Consider the following 15,467-nt stretch of genomic DNA (forward strand, 5'->3'; position numbering starts at 1 on the left):
CACGTCGGACCCCGACACCGTGACCCATACCCGGTAACCCCCCGCACTCCGCCCGCACCCGCCCCACGCAACCAGGAGCACCCCGCATGCATGACGACCGCAACCTGGTCGAAGCCCGCCTCAAGCGCGTCCTCGACGAGCGCGTCCGCCCCGCCCTCTACCCCGAGTCCGTGCCGCTGGACGTGGCGGTCTGGAACGCGCCCGGCGAGCCCGTGCCGGTCGAGGAGGGACTCGCGGCCGAACCGCAGCCCATAGAGGTGGGCGCCCGCTGGGGCGCGCCCTGGGGCACCAGCTGGTTCCGGGTCACCGGCACCGTCCCCGAGGAGTGGGCCGGGAAGACCGTCGAGGCGATCCTCGACCTCGGCTTCGACGAGAACATGCCCGGCTTCCAGTGCGAGGGCCTGGTCTACCGGCCCGACGGCACCCCGGTGAAGGGCCTCAACCCACGCAACCAGTGGGTGCGGATCGGCGCCCCCGCCGAGGGCGGCGAGGAGGTGCGCCTGCACGTCGAGGCCGCCTCCAACCCCGTCGTCCTCGACTACCACCCCTTCGTGCCCACGCACCTCGGCGACAAGGACACCGCGGGCAGCGAGCCGCAGTACACGCTCGCCCGCATGGACCTCGCCGTCCTCGACGAGACGGTGTGGAACCTGGTGCTCGACCTGGAGGTGCTGGGCGAGCTGATGGCCGAGCTGCCGGTGGACTCGCCGCGCCGCTGGGAGATCCTGCGCGCGCTCGACAAGGCCCTGGACGCCATCGACCTCCAGGACGTGAACGGCACGGCCGAGCAGGCCCGTTCCCGGCTCACCGAAGTGCTCTCCACCCCCGCCGTCCCCTCCGCGCACCGCATCAGCGCCGTCGGCCACGCGCACATCGACTCGGCGTGGCTGTGGCCGCTGCGCGAGACCGTGCGCAAGGTGGCCCGCACGACCTCCAACATGACCGCCCTCCTGGAGGACGAGCCGGACTTCGTCTTCGCCATGTCGCAGGCCCAGCAGTGGGCGTGGGTGCGCGACCACCGGCCCGAGGTGTGGGCGCGGGTGAAGAAGGCCGTCGCGGACGGGCGGTTCGTGCCGGCCGGCGGCATGTGGGTGGAGTCGGACACCAACATGCCCGGCTCGGAGGCGATGGCCCGGCAGTTCGTGCACGGCAAGCGGTTCTTCCTCGACGAGTTCGGCGTCGAGAACGACGAGGCGTGGCTCCCGGACACCTTCGGGTTCGCGGCCGGACTGCCGCAGATCATCAAGGCGGCCGGCACCAAGTACCTGCTGACGCAGAAGATCTCCTGGTCGCAGACGAACAAGTTCCCCCACCACACCTTCCGCTGGGAGGGCATCGACGGCACCCGGATCTTCACGCACTTCCCGCCCGTCGACACCTACAACTGCTCCATGAAGGGCAGCGAGATCGCCCACGCGGCGAAGAACTTCAAGGACAAGGGAGTCGCCCGGCACTCCCTCGCCCCCACCGGCTGGGGCGACGGAGGCGGCGGCACCACCCGCGAGATGGTCGCCAAGGCGGCCCGGCTGCGTGACATCGAGGGCTCGGCGACGGTCGAGTGGGAAACCCCGCACGCCTTCTTCGAGAAGGCCGAGGCAGAGAACCCGCAGCCGCCCGTCTGGGTCGGCGAGCTGTACCTCGAACTGCACCGCGCCACCCTCACCAGCCAGGCCAAGACCAAGCAGGGCAACCGCCGCAGCGAACACCTCCTGCGCGAGGCCGAGCTGTGGGCGGCGACCGCGGCCGTGCGGGCCGGCTTCCCCTACCCGTACGACGACCTGGACCGCATCTGGAAGACGGTCCTGCTGCACCAGTTCCACGACATCCTGCCCGGCTCGTCCATCGCCTGGGTGCACCGCGAGGCCCGTGCGACCTACGACCGGGTCGCCGCCGAACTGACCGGGATCATCGATGCCGCCCAGCGCGCCCTGGCCGGCGAGGGCGACACCCCGCTGGTCTTCAACTCCGCCCCGCACGCACGGGCCGGCGTCCGCGCGGGCGCCGCGGCGGCCCCGCTGACGGAGGGCCGCACCGGCCTCACCGCCCGCCCTGGCGGCGGCCACGTCCTGGACAACGGCCTGCTGCGCGTCGAGATCGACGAACGCGGGCTGGTGGTCTCGGCGTACGACATCGCCGCCGACCGCGAGACGATCGCGCCGGGCGGGGCGGGCAACCTGCTCCAGCTCCACCCCGACTTCCCGAACATGTGGGACGCCTGGGACGTCGACGAGTTCTACCGCAACACGGTCACCGACCTCACCGACGCCGACGAGGTCGCCCCCGGCGACGACGGCGCCTCGGTGCGCGTCGTCCGCTCCTTCGGCTCCTCCCGCGTCACCCAGGTGCTCACCCTCGCGCCGGGGGAGCGGCGGCTCGAGGTGGACACCGAGGTCGACTGGCACGAGACGGAGAAGTTCCTCAAGCTCGCCTTCCCCATCGACGTGCACGCCGAACGGTATGCGTCGGAGACCCAGTTCGGGCACTTCCACCGGCCCACCCACACCAACACCAGCTGGGAGGCCGCCAAGTTCGAGGCCTGCAACCACCGCTTCGTCCACCTGGAGGAGCCCGGCTGGGGCGTCGCGGTCGTCAACGACTCGACGTACGGCCACGACGTCACCCGAACCGTCCGCACCGACGGCGACGCCGGTACGACCACCACCGTCCGGGTGTCCCTGCTGCGCGCCCCGCGCTTCCCCGACCCCGAGACCGACCAGGGCGTGCACCGGTTCCGGCACGCGCTGGTCCCGGGCGCGTCCATCGGCGACGCCGTGCGCGAGGGCTGGCGGATCAACCTGCCCGAGCGGCACGTCACGGGCGCCGACGAGGTGGCGCCGTTGATCTCGGCCGACCGGGACGCGGTGGTGGTCACCGCCGTCAAGCTCGCCGACGACGGCAGCGGCGACGTCGTGGTCCGCTTCCACGAGGCCCACGGCGGCCGCGCCAGGGCCACCCTGACGGCCGGCTTCCCGGTCGCCGCCGTGGCGGTCACCGACCTCCTGGAGCGCCCCCTCGCCGACGAGGAGCCCGCGATCGAGACCGACGGCGACCGGATCGCCGTACGCCTGCGCCCGTTCCAGCTGATGACCCTGCGCCTCAAGCGCGCGTAGCGCGTCCGGCGGCGGGCCCGGCACCCGGAAACGGTGCGCCGGGCCCGCCCCGCTACGACCGCTGCGGCACCACGGTCAGCCGCGTCGGCGGCAGATACTCGCGCACGTACGTCCGCTCCCAGCACGCCCCCGTCTCCCGCAGCTCGCGCCACGTCGTGTACCGGTAGCGGAACAGGCGGGCGCGGACGAAGCGCGGTGGGGCGTCGGGCGGGAACGGGGAGCGGCGCAGCAGCTTCAGCGTCGCGCGGTCGTTCTCCAGCAGCCGTTCCACCAGGGTGCCGAACCACGACCCCGCGTACGAGGGCGACAGCGCGGCGAACCACATCAGCCAGTCCAGGCGCAGATGGTACGGCGCGAACTGACGCGGCCAGCGCCGCGGATCACCGGGCTTGCCCTTGAACTCGTACTCCCGCCAGTCGCCGTCCTCGCGGGCCGTCTCGTCGGCGGTGCCCTCGATCACCACCTCGTACCGGATCCGGCTGACGCTCCCGAAGGCGCCGTAGGTGTTGACCAGGTGGAGGGAGTCGAAGGAGCGGTTCATCACCTGGCGACGGGAGATCATGTTGCGGACCGGACGGTGGCTCAGGAACAGCAGCAGCGCCGCCGCGGCCAGGACCACGACCTCGTACCAGAGCGGAGCGGCGGCCACGGACGGCGGATCGGCCGGGAACGCGACCACCGACAGCGCGAGCACGACGGTGATCCAGTTCAGCCAGGAGAAGTTGCCCGAGAGCACCAGCCACAGCTGGGTCGCGATCATCAGCGCGGCGGCGGCACTCGCCACCGGCTGCGGGGTGAAGAGGAGGAAGGGCACCACGAGCTGCGTGACGTGGTTGGCGGCCACCTCCACGCGGTGCAGGGGCCGGGGCAGGTGGTGGAAGAACCAGCTCAGCGGGCCCGGCATGGGCTGGGTCTCGTGGTGGTGGTCGAGACAGGTCAGCTTCCGCCAGCACTCGTCGCCGCGCATCTTGATCAGCCCCGCCCCGAACTCCACCCGGAACAGCAGCCAGCGCAGCAGGAACAGGACGAGCACCGGCGGCGCGACCTCGTCGTTGCCGAGGAAGACGGCGACGAAGCCGGTCTCCAGCAGCAGCGACTCCCAGCCGAACGAGTACCAGGTCTGTCCGACGTTGACGATCGAGAGATACAGCGCCCACGGCACCAGCCACAGCAGCATCGCGCCCCACAGCGGCAGCAGCGAGTCGAGACCCGCCACCAGCGCCGCCGACACCGCGCAGCCCGTCCAGGCGCAGCCCGCGAAGAGCCGGTCCGAGTAGCGCCACTGGAACAGGCTCGGCGCCCGCCCGAACGGCACCCGCTCGACGAAGCGGGGCACCGGCGTCAGACCGCGCTCGCCGAGCAGCGCCCGGAACTGCAGCGCCGCCGTCAGGAACGCGACCAGGTACACGACGGCCAGCGCCCGCTGGAAGACCAGCCGGCCCAGCCAGTAGTCGGGTGCGGTGAACCACTCCACGGCCGCGCTCCTCTCGTACGGTCACGCTCTGTGTACCCCGGTCGGCCGCCCGGTCCCTCCCGGAAGGCACCGGGCGGCCGACCAGGAGTCGAAGATTCGGGCAAATCCTGGCAAGGTGGGGTCCATGGCTGATCGGGGAGCGAGCGCCCCGTCACTCCCGGAAGACTGGCCCGCCCACCCGGACCCGATCCTGGCGCTCAACCGCATGGGCAGCTTCGACTGGGACCTGGACGCCGGGCTGTTCCACATGGACGCCCAGGCCCACGAGGTGTTCGACCTGCGCCCGGAGGAGTACGACGGGCGCCCCGAGTCGCTGTCGGCGCGGGTGCCCACGGCGGAGAGCCGCCGCATGGACGCCATCGTCGCCCAGGCCATGAAGGACGGCAGCGAGAACTACGGCACCTACTTCCGTCTGCGCCGCCGCGACGGCACCCTGCGTTGGACCCGCACCCAGGGCTACATCCGCCGGGACGAGACCGGTCGCCCCCGCCGGATCATCGGCATCGTCCGCGACGCCACCCAGGAGATGGCGGAGACCGCGGCCAACCGCGAGCAGGCCGCGCAGGACGAGGCCCGCCGCCGGCTCACCAACGTCGTCCAGCTCGCCACGGCCGCCCTGGCACACGCCCGCACGGTGGACGACGTGATCGAGGTGCTGCGCGACACCCACGGCCTCACCCGGCTGGGCGCCACCAGCCTGGTGATGGGGCTGGTCGAGGCCGGCCGCATCCGGCTGGTCGCCGACGGCCCCGAGAACAGCTTCGTCCCCGGCACCCGGGTCACCCGGATCGACGAGCCGTACCCGATGAGCGAGGCCGTACGGACCCTCAGCCCCCGCTTCATCGAGTCGCCGGAGGACTTCGCGGAGCGCTACCCCCTGCTGTGGAAGGACATCACCCACCTCGACATCACCGCGGCCGCCTACCTGCCGCTGATCGCCCAGGCCCGCCCGATCGGCGCGATCGGGCTGCTCTACAGCGACCGGCACGGCTTCTCCCCGGAGGACCGCAACGTCCTGGTCGCGCTCGGCAGCGGCATCGCGCAGAGCCTGCAGCGGGCCATGCTCTACGAGCAGGAGATGGACCTCGCCGAAGGGCTCCAGCAGGCCATGCTGCCGCGCACCATCCCCAGCGTGCCCGGCTGCGACGTCGCCGTCCGCTACCGCGCCGCCTCCATCGGGGGCGCCCTCGGCCGTGACATCGGCGGCGACTGGTACGACCTGATCCCGCTGCCCGGCGGACGCGTCGGCGCCGTCATCGGCGACGTGCAGGGCCACGACACGCACGCCGCCGCCGTCATGGGCCAGCTGCGCATCGTGCTGCGCGCCTACGCCGCCGAGGGCCACCCACCGGCCACGGTGATGGCGCGGGCCTCCGTCTTCCTGCACGAACTCGACACCGACCGCTTCGCGACCTGCCTGTACGCGGAGGTCGACCTGGGCACCGGAGTGGTCCAGCTGGTCCGCGCCGGACACATCGACCCTCTGCTGCGGTTCGGTGACGGCACCTGCCGCCACGTCCGCGTCGAGGGCGGGCTGCCGCTCGGCCTGTCCGCCGAGTTCGGGCGCCTCGCCTACCCGGTCGCCACCCTCGAACTGGACCCGGGCAACACCCTGCTGCTGTGCACCGACGGCCTCGTCGAGCAGCCCGGCGCCGACCTCGACGAAGGGATGGACGTCCTCACGGCGCTGATCGGCTCCGGACCGCAGGACGTACGGGACCTCGCCGACCGGCTCATCGACGTGGCCGACGAACGCCGCGGCGACGACGACGTCGCGCTGCTCCTGCTGCGCCGCCACGGTCTGGGCGCCCCCCGCACCTTCGGCCGGGTCCAGCAGCACGTGTCCCCCGGCGACCCCGAGGCCCTCACCGAGGCCCGGCACATGATCCGCGCCGCGGTCAGGTCCTGGGGTGCCAGGGGCCAGAGCGACGAGATCGAACTGGTCGCCGACGAGCTGATCACCAACGCCCTCATGCACACCGAGGGCTCAGCCGTCGTCACGCTGCGGCTGCTCACCGGAACCGACCGCAGACTCCGGGTCGAGGTCGAGGACTCCTCCAGCGCCCTGCCGCGCCGCCGCGAGGCCGGGGACGACGGTGTCTCGGGGCGGGGGCTGCTCCTGGTCGAGTCGCTCGCCGACGAGTGGGGTGTGGAGGCGCGCGGCGGCGGCAAATGCGTGTGGTCCGAGTTCGTGGTGGCCCACGGCGCGGGCTGAAACCCACTGGCGCCGCCGGTGGCCGGTGGCACTCTGGACGTATGCCAGAACTGCCCGAGGTCGAGGCGCTCCGCGACTTTTTGACCGAACACCTCACCGGCCGCGAGATCGTCCGGGTCCTGCCCGTGGCGATCAGCGTCCTGAAGACGTACGACCCGCCGCTCACGGCGCTGGAGGGCCACCAGGTGGCCGGCGTGCACCGCTACGGCAAGTTCCTCGACGTCGAGACCGCCGGCGGCCCGCATCTGGTGACCCATCTGGCCCGGGCCGGCTGGCTGCGCTGGAAGGACAGCCTGCCCAGCGGTCTGCCCAGGCCCGGGAAGGGACCGCTCGCGCTGCGTGTCGCCCTGGAGACCGGCGCGGGCTTCGATCTGACGGAGGCGGGCACGCAGAAGCGGCTCGCGGTGTACGTCGTGGCCGACCCGCAGCAGGTCCCGGGCGTGGCCCGGCTCGGGCCCGACCCGCTCGCCGACGACTTCGACCAGGCGCGCTTCGCCGCCCTCCTCGACGGCGAGCGGCGCCGGCTCAAGGGCGCCCTGCGCGACCAGAGCCTGATCGCGGGCGTGGGGAACGCGTACAGCGACGAGATCCTGCACGCCGCGAAGATGTCCCCGTTCAAACTGGCCGCCTCCCTCACCGACGAGGAGACCGCGCGGCTGTACGCGGCCCTGCGCGGCACACTCACCGAGGCGGTGGACCGCTCGCGGGGCATCGCCGCCGGACGTCTGAAGGCCGAGAAGAAGAGCGGGCTGCGGGTCCACGGGCGCACCGGCGAGGCCTGTCCGGTGTGCGGCGACACCATCCGTGAGGTCTCCTTCAGCGACTCCTCGCTCCAGTACTGCCCGACCTGCCAGACCGGTGGCAAGCCGCTGGCGGACCGGAGGATGTCCCGGCTGCTGAAGTGACGGCGGTGGCCGGGGCGGATGTCATCCCGCCGGAAGCGTCACCAGATGCTGCCCGGTCGCGGTCCGCACCTCGTAGCGGGCGATCTCGTCGGGATGCAGGGCGGCACCGCCGTGCATGGTGTTCGGCCGGGCGTCGTGCTCCGGGACGTTCCAGCTGGTGATCGTCTGCTCGGTGCCGTCGCGGCCGACGGCGATCAGCCGGCACGAGCGCGGCCCCGCCCCGTCCTTGACCTCCAGCCGCACGTCCGTGCCCCAGGTCTCGTCCTCGGCCGTGATCCGCGCCCACACCCCGGAGCGGGCATCGGTCGCGGTGACCGGCGCCGCCGGATCGCCCTGACTCGCGTACAGCACGGCGCCGGGTCCGGCCACGGCGCACACCACCGCGGCGGCCACGGCGTACAGCACCCGCCTGCGGCCGGCCCGGTGGCGGGTGGCCACCTCGGACAGCAGCCGGTCGAGCAGGCGCGGGCCGGGCCTGGTCAGGGGGTGCACGATGCGGGGTGTCGCCTGCCGGTACAGCATCAACTGGCGGGCGGCGGGGCCGAATTCGGTCACCTGGGCCGTGCACCGAGGGCATTCCATGAGGTGGTCCTCGAAGCGGAACGCTTCCGCCTCGTCCAGCACGCCGAGCGCGTAGGCGCCGACGTCACGATGCCTTTCCAGGGACCTCATGCCGAATCCTCGTGCCGTTGGGTGCGGGTGGGGTTACTCCTTGCTCCCACCCGTACGCACCGGACAGCCGAATCACTCAAGCCACCGCACAATCGCAACCAAGGTGTTCGGAGCGGCGAAAGCGGTGGATTGGTCGGTCCCCGAAGAAGTTTGTGAGCAGGTCCGGACGGCTAGAACAGATGGATGGCGAGATGGCCCAGCGGCAGTCCCAGCTGCCAGGCCGGCGTCCACACCTGGGGCCCCTCGTCCTCCCCGGTCACCGGCGCTCCGCCGGGCACCGCGTTGAGGTCGGGGGCCAGCAGTTCGGTCTCCTGGAGCCAGCGCCAGGCGGCCCGGGCCAGCTCCAGGTCGGGCGAGTGGCGTCCGGCGGCGATCGCGTCGGCCGTGACCTCGGCCAGCCGCCCGTGCACCCACTCGTGCCACGGCTGGTCGTAGGCCGTCAGGGACAGCCAGGTCTCCAGGTGGGTGACGACACGGATGCCGCTCAGCTCGTTCTCCGTGTCGGACAGGAAGACGGTCAGCGCCAGCGCGTCGCGTCCGGCGCGGAACTCGAAGGACGTCGGCGGCATCAGGTCGCCGGTCCGCAGCAGCTCGTCGGCGATGTACTCGGCGTACAACCACGCCATGGGAACGCTCAGTTCGCCCCCGCCTGTGCCGTCCGTGCTCTCTTGACCTCTGTGCAGCATCCCTTCCTGCCTTCCTCCGGTGCGTGCGCGTCGCCCGACCCGGGTCATGGGCCCCCGTCCGGAACACGGATGAGAACAGCCGATTACTCAACCGGGGTCCCGGGCAAGGCGCTTTACGGAGGTTTGACCATACGGTCGGTTTCACCGCAGGTCGGCGGCGTATCCCGGTAGCACCCTGCGCAGGGCGCGCAGCGCGTAGTAAGCGCGGGACTTCACGGTACCGGGCGGGATGCCGAGGGCTGCCGCGGCTTCCGCCACGCTCGCCCCCTGGAAGTACACCAGCACCAGGACTTCACGGTGCTCCGGAGTGAGAGTCTTCACAGCCTCGCGCACATCGAGGGCAGCGGCGGCCCGTTCGGCGTGATCGGCGCAGACCCGCGCGTTCTCCAGTACGGCGTCGCCGACCTCCGGGGGACGGGCCTGACGGGCGCGGCGCGCGTCGATCGCGAGGCGCCGCGCCACGGTGAGCAGCCAGGGCCGTACGGAGTCGAAGTCGTCGGCGCGCAGCGCCTCGGGGTGCTGCCAGGCGCGGACCAGGGTCTCCTGCACGAGGTCCTCGGCGCGTTGCCGGTCGCCGTCGCTGAGCCGCAGCAGCAGCGCGAAGAGCGGCCGGCCGTGCTCGCGTTGCAGTGCGGCGAGCTCGTGCTCGGCGGTCGTCCCGTTCGCTGTGTCCGTCAGGGTGATTCCGGCCGTCATGGCCGTATGGCACCGCAGGGGGCCGCCCGGGGACAGGGCGCACGCACGGGCGTGCGGCGGACGGTCGATCGCGTCGACGAACGGTTCGACGAACGGTCGGCACCCCCCGTTCGCGCACGCCGGACGGGCTAATGGGCGTGTCGGAGTCGCCTGTGACAAGCCATGCCTCATTACCTGTTTGTAAGTAAATGTGACTTTTCATCGGTGTGTGCGACCCAGCGGAGTGAACGGATGATCACACGCAGTCGGCAGGTGGCCCTGGCCCTGACCGCCCTCCTCACCGCGGGCGCGGCCTGCCAGGCCCGCGACCACGAACCGCCGAAACGCCCGGCGCAGGCCCCGCCCGCCGCCGACGACGGCGCCTTCACGCTGGTCGCCTCCGGGGACGTGCTGCCGCACGACTCGATCATCGAGCGGGCCCGCTTCGACGCCGGCGGCACCGGCTACGACTTCCGCCCCATGCTCGCGGGCGCCCGGCCGATCGTCTCGCGCGCCGACCTCGCCCTGTGCCACATGGAGACCATCTACGGCGCGAACGGCGACTACAGCGGCTACCCCCTCTTCAAGTCCCCGCCCGAGGTGGCGAAGGCGCTGGCCGCGACCGGCTACGACGGCTGCTCCACCGCTTCCAACCACAGCGTGGACGACGGCGCGAACGGCATCCGCCGCACCCTGGACGCCCTCGACCGCGCCGGCGTGCGGCATGCCGGGACGGCGCGTACCGAGGGCGAGGCGGACACCGCGACGGTCCTGCGCGCCGGCCGCGCCGAGGTCGCCCACCTCGCCTACACCCTCCACACCAACGGCCACCCGCTGCCCTCGGGACAGCCCTGGGCGGTCGGCCTGATCGACGAGGAGCGGATCGTCGCGGACTCCCGGGCCGCCCGGAAGGCGGGCGCGGACGTCGTCGTGGTGTCGCTGCACTGGGGCACCGAATGGCAGGACGAGCCCGACGGGGACCAGTTGGCCCTGGCCCGGAGCCTGACCGCCGCACACACCGGCGACCGCCCCGACATCGACCTGATCCTCGGCACCCACGCCCATGTCCCGCAGGCCTACGAGAAGCTCAACGGCACCTGGGTGATCTACGGGATGGGGGACCAGATCGCCGGCGAGATGGTCAACGACGAGGGCGCCCGCGATCCGCGCGGCAACCAGTCGGCCATCGGCCGCTTCACCTTCGCGCCGCCCGCCCGGCCCGGCGAACGCTGGAGGGTGACCAGGGCCGAGTTCGTCCCGCAGCTGTTCGACGTCGACGCCGGCCGGGTGGTGAACCTCAATCAGGCACTGGACCAGGGCGCCGAGGTACGCGCCGTGCGCGACCGCATCCGCGACGTGGTGTTCAGCAGGGGCGCCGCCGAGGACGGGCTGGTGATGGGGAAGTAGGCCAGGCGCCGCCTGTGTGGCGTCACGTGTCCTCCACGTGGTCCAGGGCCGTCAGCATGGCCCCGAGCACCCGCAGGCAGGTGGTGACGTCGGTGTCCGTGAGGTCCTGGCCGACCTCGCGCAGCAGCCGGTGCTCCCGGTCCAGGACCTCGCTGATCGTGTCCCGTCCCCGGGCGGTCAGCCGGATCAGCGACGACCGGCGGTGCGCCGGGTTCGGGATGCTCTCCACCAGGCCCTGCGCCGCGGCCTCGTTGACCATCCGCTGCACGAACTGCCGGCTGATCGCCTGGGCCCGGCCCATCTGGGGCACGGTCATCGGACCGCCGCGCCGCAGCATCGTCAGCACGGCGCGGACGCCCACGGACAGACCGTCGGCGGCCAGGCCCTGCTCGACACCGCGCTGCGCGCGCCGGTAGAGCGGGCCGACCAGGTCGTACACCTCGGTGAGCCGCCGTGCGAGCGCGTCCGGCGGGAGGGGTGCGTCGATGTCGTTCACCCCGCCATCATGACACCCCGGTTGTCAAAGTGAGGCCCACATGACACCTTGGTTGTCATGAATACTGCTTCGGACCTCCGTTTCTTCGCCTCCGCCGACGGCGACCTCGCCTACCGCGACACCGGCACCGGTGACCCCGTCGTCCTGCTGCACTCCGGGTTCACCGACCACCGCGTCTTCGACGCCCAGATCCCGGCCCTGGCCCGCGGCCACCGCGTGATCGCCCCCGACGTGCGCGGACACGGCGCCTCCGCCAACGCGACCCGGCCGTTCCGCTGGGCGGACGACCTCGCCGCGCTGCTGCGCCACCTCGACGCCGGCCCCGCGGTGCTCGTCGGCGTGTCCATGGGCGGCGCCATCGCCACCGACACGGTGCTCGAGTACCCGGAGCTGGTCCGTGCGGTGGTCGCCTGCGGGGCGTCCACCAGCGAGTTCGAGTACACCGACCCCTGGGTGCGGGGGGTGCTGGCGGAGCAGGCCGCCGCACTGGGCGCGGGGGACGTCGAGGGCTGGCTCACGGCGTTCCTGCGCTTCGTGCCGGGGAAGCACCGCACCCCCGACGACGTCGACCCGGACGTGCTGCGCCGGGTGCGCGAGATGGCCCTGGGCACCCTCTCCAAGCACACCCCGGACGAGGAGAACCACCACGTGCCCCTGACCGACACCTGGTCCCGGGTCCCGAAGATCGACGTCCCGGTCCTCGCCGTCAACGGCGCCCTGGACGCGCCCGACCTGATCGCGGACGCGGAACGGCTCGCCCGTACGGTCCCGGACGGCCGTTCCGTCGTCGTCGAAGGCGTCGCGCACTACCCGAACATGGAACGGCCCGAGGTCTTCGAGGAGATCGTCACCGGATTCCTGCGCGGCCTGTGAAGGCGAGCCGCTATCGGCGCGCCAGCTCCGACTTCCGGTACGAGTACGCGAAGTAGATCACCAGACCGACCACGAACCACACGGCGAACCGCACCCAGGTCTGCCACTGCAGGAACGTGATCAGCCAGATCGAGAACACGATGCCCAGCGCCGGCACGAACGGCATCCACGGCGTACGGAAGGTGCGCGGCAGGTCCGGCTGCCGGTAGCGCAGCACGATCACCGCCGCGCACACCACCACGAACGCCAGCAGGATGCCGATGTTGGTCAGCTCCGCCGCCTCACCGATCGGCAGGAACCCGGCGATCGCGGCCGACGCGAACCCCACGATCCAGGTGACCCGGGTCGGCACGTGCCGCGTCGGGTGCGTCTTGGCGAACCACTTGGGCAGCAGCCCGTCGCGCGACATGGAGAACCACACGCGGGTGACACCCAGCATGAACGTGAACATCACCGTGAGGATGCCGATGATGGCGCCCACCGCGATGATGTCGGCCAGCGAACTCAGCCCCACCGACTTGAACGCCGTCGAGAAGCCGCTCTCCGGGTCGATGCTCTTGTAGTTCTGCATGCCGGTCAGTACCAGACAGGCCGCCACGTACAGCACCATCGAGATGATCAGCGAGTAGATGATCGCCTTCGGCATGTGCCGCTGGGCGTCCTTCGACTCCTCGGCCGCCGTCGACATGGCGTCGTACCCGAAGACCGCGAAGAACACCGTCGCCGCACCGGTGAACGCCCCGCCCACCCCGAACGGGAAGAACGGGTGGTAGTTCGAGGTCTCGACGTGGAAGACGCCCACCCCGATCACCAACAGCACCACCAGCACCTTCAGTACGACCACGACCATCTCGAAGCGGGCCGCGTTCCTGATGCCCAGCGTCAGCAGATACGCGATCAGCAGGCACAGCACCGCCGCGAACAGGTCGACCCGGTGACCGTCCCCGGTGCCGGGCGCGCCCAGCATCCAGTTCGGCAGGTCGGCGCCCATCTCGTTGACCAGGAAGCTGAAGTAGCCCGAGATGCCGATCGCGACCACCGCCACGATCGCCGTGTACTCCAAAAGCAGGTCCCAGCCGATGAACCACCCCACCAGCTCGCCCAGGACCGCGTAGCCGTAGGTGTACGCGGAGCCCGCCTTCGGGATCAGCCCGGCGAACTCGGCGTAGGACAGGGCGGCCGCCGCGCTCGCGACGCCCGCGATGAGGAAGGAGACGAGGACCGCGGGACCCGCCGTGCCGTTGGCGACGGTGCCGGCCAGCGTGAAGATGCCGGCCCCGATGATGCCGCCCACGCCGATCGCGGTCAGCTGCCACAGCCCCAGCGAGCGGACCAGGCCCCCGCCGCTCTCCGTCTCCTCGATGTGCTCGATGGGTTTGCGGCGGAGAACACCCTCACCCATGCGGAACCCGGCCATGCGCCTCACCTCTTTGTGAACGGCAAACGGCTGACGGTGGATCATGATGACTCACACACGTCCGCGACGGAAGCCACGACGCACACCCGGACCGGACAGGTGCTACGGCACCACCGTCACCGGCCAGCGCCCCGCCTTCACCAGCCGGACCGCGACGGAGCCGATGAACCGGTGACCTGCCTGCTCGGAGGCGCCCACCACCACCGCGTCCGCCTTCAACTGGTCGGCCGTCTTCACCAGTCCGCTGTACGGATCGCCGCGGAAGGTGTGGAACTCCCAGCGGATGTCGAATATCCCCTTGACCCGCTCGGTCGCCTCCCGGATCTGGGCCACCAGCTCCTCGGCGATCTCGTCGGTCGTCTCCGCCACCGGCGCCCCGAGCGCCGCACCCCCCGCCAGCACCGGCTGCACGTACACCACGGCGAGCAGGGCGCCCTGGCGCCGGGCCTGACCACCGGCGTAGGCCGCGGCCCTCAGCGAGGAGTCGGAGCCGTCCACACCGACGACGATGACCTTGGGTCCGTCCGTGCCGCGTTCGAACTGATGGGAGTGCTGTTCCGTCACGCGGCGAGGCTATCGGAGTCCTCGGTGATCTTGGGCTGGGCGGGTGGTTTCGTGCCGCCGCACCGGTGTTGCTCAGGTGCGGCGCGGCCCGGCCGGGCGACTGATGAGTCATGAAAAAGGATCAGTTGCTCACGCGTCGCACACTGCTCGCCGGTGTCGCGGCCGTCGGAGCCGCCGGCGCCGGCGCCGCGCTCGCGACGGGCCTGGGAAACGGACCGGCCCGGCCGGCCGCACCCGCTCCGGGACCCCCGAAGCACAGCCCGCTCAAACCCTCCGCCTACCGCCTGGCGCCCCTGACCGGATACGGCGCCCCACGCGCCGCGCCCCGGCAGCCCCCGGTGCGCAGCGAGCCGATCCTGCGCATGACGGGCCGGGGCCGCACCATGCTGCTCACCTTCGACGACGGACCCCATCCCAAGTACACCCCGCAGATCCTGGACACCCTGGCCGAGTACGAGGTGCGCGCGACGTTCTTCGTGTGCGGGGAGATGGCGGACTACAACCGGGACCTGCTGACCCGGATGGCCGACGAGGGGCACGTGGTCGGCAACCACACCTGGTCCCACCCGCTGCTGACCAAACTCACCCGGCGCCGCATCCGCTCGGAGATGGAGCGTACGAGCGAGGTCGTCGAGCAGGCCTACGGCGAGGCGCCCCGCTGGTTCCGGGCCCCTTACGGGGCGTGGAACCGGGCCGCCTTCCAGCTCGGCTCGGAGCTCGGCATGGAACCGCTGGCCTGGACCGTGGACACCCTCGACTGGACGACACCCGGCACCGCCACCATCGTCGACCGGGTCGAGGACGGCGCCGCCCCCGGCGTCGTGGTGCTCTCGCACGACGCCGGGGGCGACCGGTCGCAGAGTGTCCGCGCCCTGCGGCGCTATCTGCCCGAGCTGCTCGACTCCGGCTACCACCTCACCGTCCCGCGGCGGCGTCTGCTGTGACCGCCGCCGCGCCCGCCCGGCCGGGGCAC

13 protein-coding genes are annotated in these 15,467 nt (G+C 71.8%); 6 read left to right on the top strand and 7 right to left on the bottom strand.

Translation table 11 applies throughout. From position 1 onward, the window contains the following. The first annotated feature begins 86 nt into the window (after positions 1-86). Complete coding sequence (locus tag ACGH7X_RS34815) at positions 87-3,110, top strand: alpha-mannosidase (protein ID WP_399893137.1); 3,024 nt, start codon at positions 87-89, stop codon at positions 3,108-3,110. Positions 3,111-3,162: 52 nt separating this feature from the next. On the opposite strand, the gene ACGH7X_RS34820 is transcribed toward ACGH7X_RS34815, so the two are convergent. Beyond that, a complete protein-coding gene (locus ACGH7X_RS34820; RefSeq protein ID WP_399893140.1) occupies positions 3,163-4,584 on the bottom strand; it encodes a lipase maturation factor family protein in 1,422 nt (473 codons plus the stop codon). Positions 4,585-4,708: 124 nt separating this feature from the next. On the opposite strand from ACGH7X_RS34820, the gene ACGH7X_RS34825 reads away from it, so the two are divergent. Together ACGH7X_RS34825 and ACGH7X_RS34830 are read left to right on the top strand one after the other, a co-directional pair. Further along, positions 4,709-6,799, top strand: coding sequence for a SpoIIE family protein phosphatase (locus tag ACGH7X_RS34825; RefSeq protein ID WP_399893143.1), 2,091 nt, complete (start codon positions 4,709-4,711; stop codon positions 6,797-6,799). Positions 6,800-6,840: 41 nt separating this feature from the next. Beyond that, positions 6,841-7,704 carry an Fpg/Nei family DNA glycosylase gene (locus tag ACGH7X_RS34830; RefSeq protein WP_399893146.1) on the top strand — a complete coding sequence of 288 codons (864 nt, stop codon included), beginning with the start codon at positions 6,841-6,843 and terminating at the stop codon, positions 7,702-7,704. 21 nt (positions 7,705-7,725) lie between these two features. On the opposite strand, the gene ACGH7X_RS34835 is transcribed toward ACGH7X_RS34830, so the two are convergent. The 3 genes from ACGH7X_RS34835 to ACGH7X_RS34845 form a co-directional block, all read right to left on the bottom strand. Continuing rightward, positions 7,726-8,376, bottom strand: coding sequence for a zf-HC2 domain-containing protein (locus ACGH7X_RS34835; protein WP_399893148.1), 651 nt, complete (start codon positions 8,374-8,376; stop codon positions 7,726-7,728). Positions 8,377-8,546: 170 nt separating this feature from the next. Next, positions 8,547-9,062 carry a hypothetical protein gene (locus ACGH7X_RS34840; protein WP_399893152.1) on the bottom strand — a complete coding sequence of 172 codons (516 nt, stop codon included), beginning with the start codon at positions 9,060-9,062 and terminating at the stop codon, positions 8,547-8,549. 141 nt (positions 9,063-9,203) lie between these two features. Next, positions 9,204-9,758, bottom strand: a complete 555-nt coding sequence (locus ACGH7X_RS34845; protein WP_217166934.1) for a sigma-70 family RNA polymerase sigma factor — start codon at positions 9,756-9,758, stop codon at positions 9,204-9,206. A gap of 231 nt (positions 9,759-9,989) precedes the next feature. Here ACGH7X_RS34845 and ACGH7X_RS34850 point away from each other — a divergent pair, with 231 nt between their 5' ends. After that, positions 9,990-11,144 carry a CapA family protein gene (locus ACGH7X_RS34850; protein ID WP_399893155.1) on the top strand — a complete coding sequence of 385 codons (1,155 nt, stop codon included), beginning with the start codon at positions 9,990-9,992 and terminating at the stop codon, positions 11,142-11,144. Between the two features lie 22 nt (positions 11,145-11,166). Here ACGH7X_RS34850 and ACGH7X_RS34855 read toward each other — a convergent pair whose 3' ends face one another. After that, entirely contained in the window at positions 11,167-11,640 is a 474-nt protein-coding gene (locus tag ACGH7X_RS34855; RefSeq protein ID WP_399893158.1) for a MarR family winged helix-turn-helix transcriptional regulator, read from the bottom strand. 57 nt (positions 11,641-11,697) lie between these two features. Here ACGH7X_RS34855 and ACGH7X_RS34860 point away from each other — a divergent pair, with 57 nt between their 5' ends. After that, the gene (locus ACGH7X_RS34860; RefSeq protein WP_399893161.1) at positions 11,698-12,513 is read left to right on the top strand and encodes an alpha/beta fold hydrolase; all 816 of its coding nucleotides are present in this window, start codon (positions 11,698-11,700) and stop codon (positions 12,511-12,513) included. A 10-nt stretch (positions 12,514-12,523) separates the two neighbouring features. Here ACGH7X_RS34860 and ACGH7X_RS34865 read toward each other — a convergent pair whose 3' ends face one another. Continuing rightward, the gene (locus ACGH7X_RS34865; protein WP_399893164.1) at positions 12,524-13,930 is read right to left on the bottom strand and encodes an amino acid permease; all 1,407 of its coding nucleotides are present in this window, start codon (positions 13,928-13,930) and stop codon (positions 12,524-12,526) included. A 102-nt stretch (positions 13,931-14,032) separates the two neighbouring features. Further along, a complete protein-coding gene (locus tag ACGH7X_RS34870) occupies positions 14,033-14,494 on the bottom strand; it encodes a universal stress protein (RefSeq protein ID WP_399893166.1) in 462 nt (153 codons plus the stop codon). Between the two features lie 110 nt (positions 14,495-14,604). On the opposite strand from ACGH7X_RS34870, the gene ACGH7X_RS34875 reads away from it, so the two are divergent. Further along, positions 14,605-15,438: a polysaccharide deacetylase family protein gene (locus ACGH7X_RS34875; RefSeq protein WP_399893169.1), complete on the top strand. Its 834-nt coding sequence runs from the start codon at positions 14,605-14,607 to the stop codon at positions 15,436-15,438. The last annotated feature ends 29 nt before the right edge of the window (positions 15,439-15,467 follow it).

It is taken from the genome of Streptomyces sp. BBFR51 (assembly GCF_044591655.1).
Lineage (GTDB): Bacteria > Actinomycetota > Actinomycetes > Streptomycetales > Streptomycetaceae > Streptomyces.

Excerpts from the sequence above, each read along its gene's own strand:
- ACGH7X_RS34875 (WP_399893169.1), top strand. The coding sequence starts at position 14,605 with ATGAAAAAGGATCAGTTGCTCACGCGTCGCACACTGCTCGCCGGTGTC.
- ACGH7X_RS34840 (WP_399893152.1), bottom strand. The coding sequence starts at position 9,062 with ATGCTGCACAGAGGTCAAGAGAGCACGGACGGCACAGGCGGGGGCGAA.
- ACGH7X_RS34815 (WP_399893137.1), top strand. The coding sequence starts at position 87 with ATGCATGACGACCGCAACCTGGTCGAAGCCCGCCTCAAGCGCGTCCTC.
- ACGH7X_RS34860 (WP_399893161.1), top strand. The coding sequence starts at position 11,698 with ATGAATACTGCTTCGGACCTCCGTTTCTTCGCCTCCGCCGACGGCGAC.
- ACGH7X_RS34830 (WP_399893146.1), top strand. The coding sequence starts at position 6,841 with ATGCCAGAACTGCCCGAGGTCGAGGCGCTCCGCGACTTTTTGACCGAA.
- ACGH7X_RS34865 (WP_399893164.1), bottom strand. The coding sequence starts at position 13,930 with ATGGCCGGGTTCCGCATGGGTGAGGGTGTTCTCCGCCGCAAACCCATC.
- ACGH7X_RS34835 (WP_399893148.1), bottom strand. The coding sequence starts at position 8,376 with ATGAGGTCCCTGGAAAGGCATCGTGACGTCGGCGCCTACGCGCTCGGC.
- ACGH7X_RS34825 (WP_399893143.1), top strand. The coding sequence starts at position 4,709 with ATGGCTGATCGGGGAGCGAGCGCCCCGTCACTCCCGGAAGACTGGCCC.
- ACGH7X_RS34850 (WP_399893155.1), top strand. The coding sequence starts at position 9,990 with ATGATCACACGCAGTCGGCAGGTGGCCCTGGCCCTGACCGCCCTCCTC.
- ACGH7X_RS34845 (WP_217166934.1), bottom strand. The coding sequence starts at position 9,758 with ATGACGGCCGGAATCACCCTGACGGACACAGCGAACGGGACGACCGCC.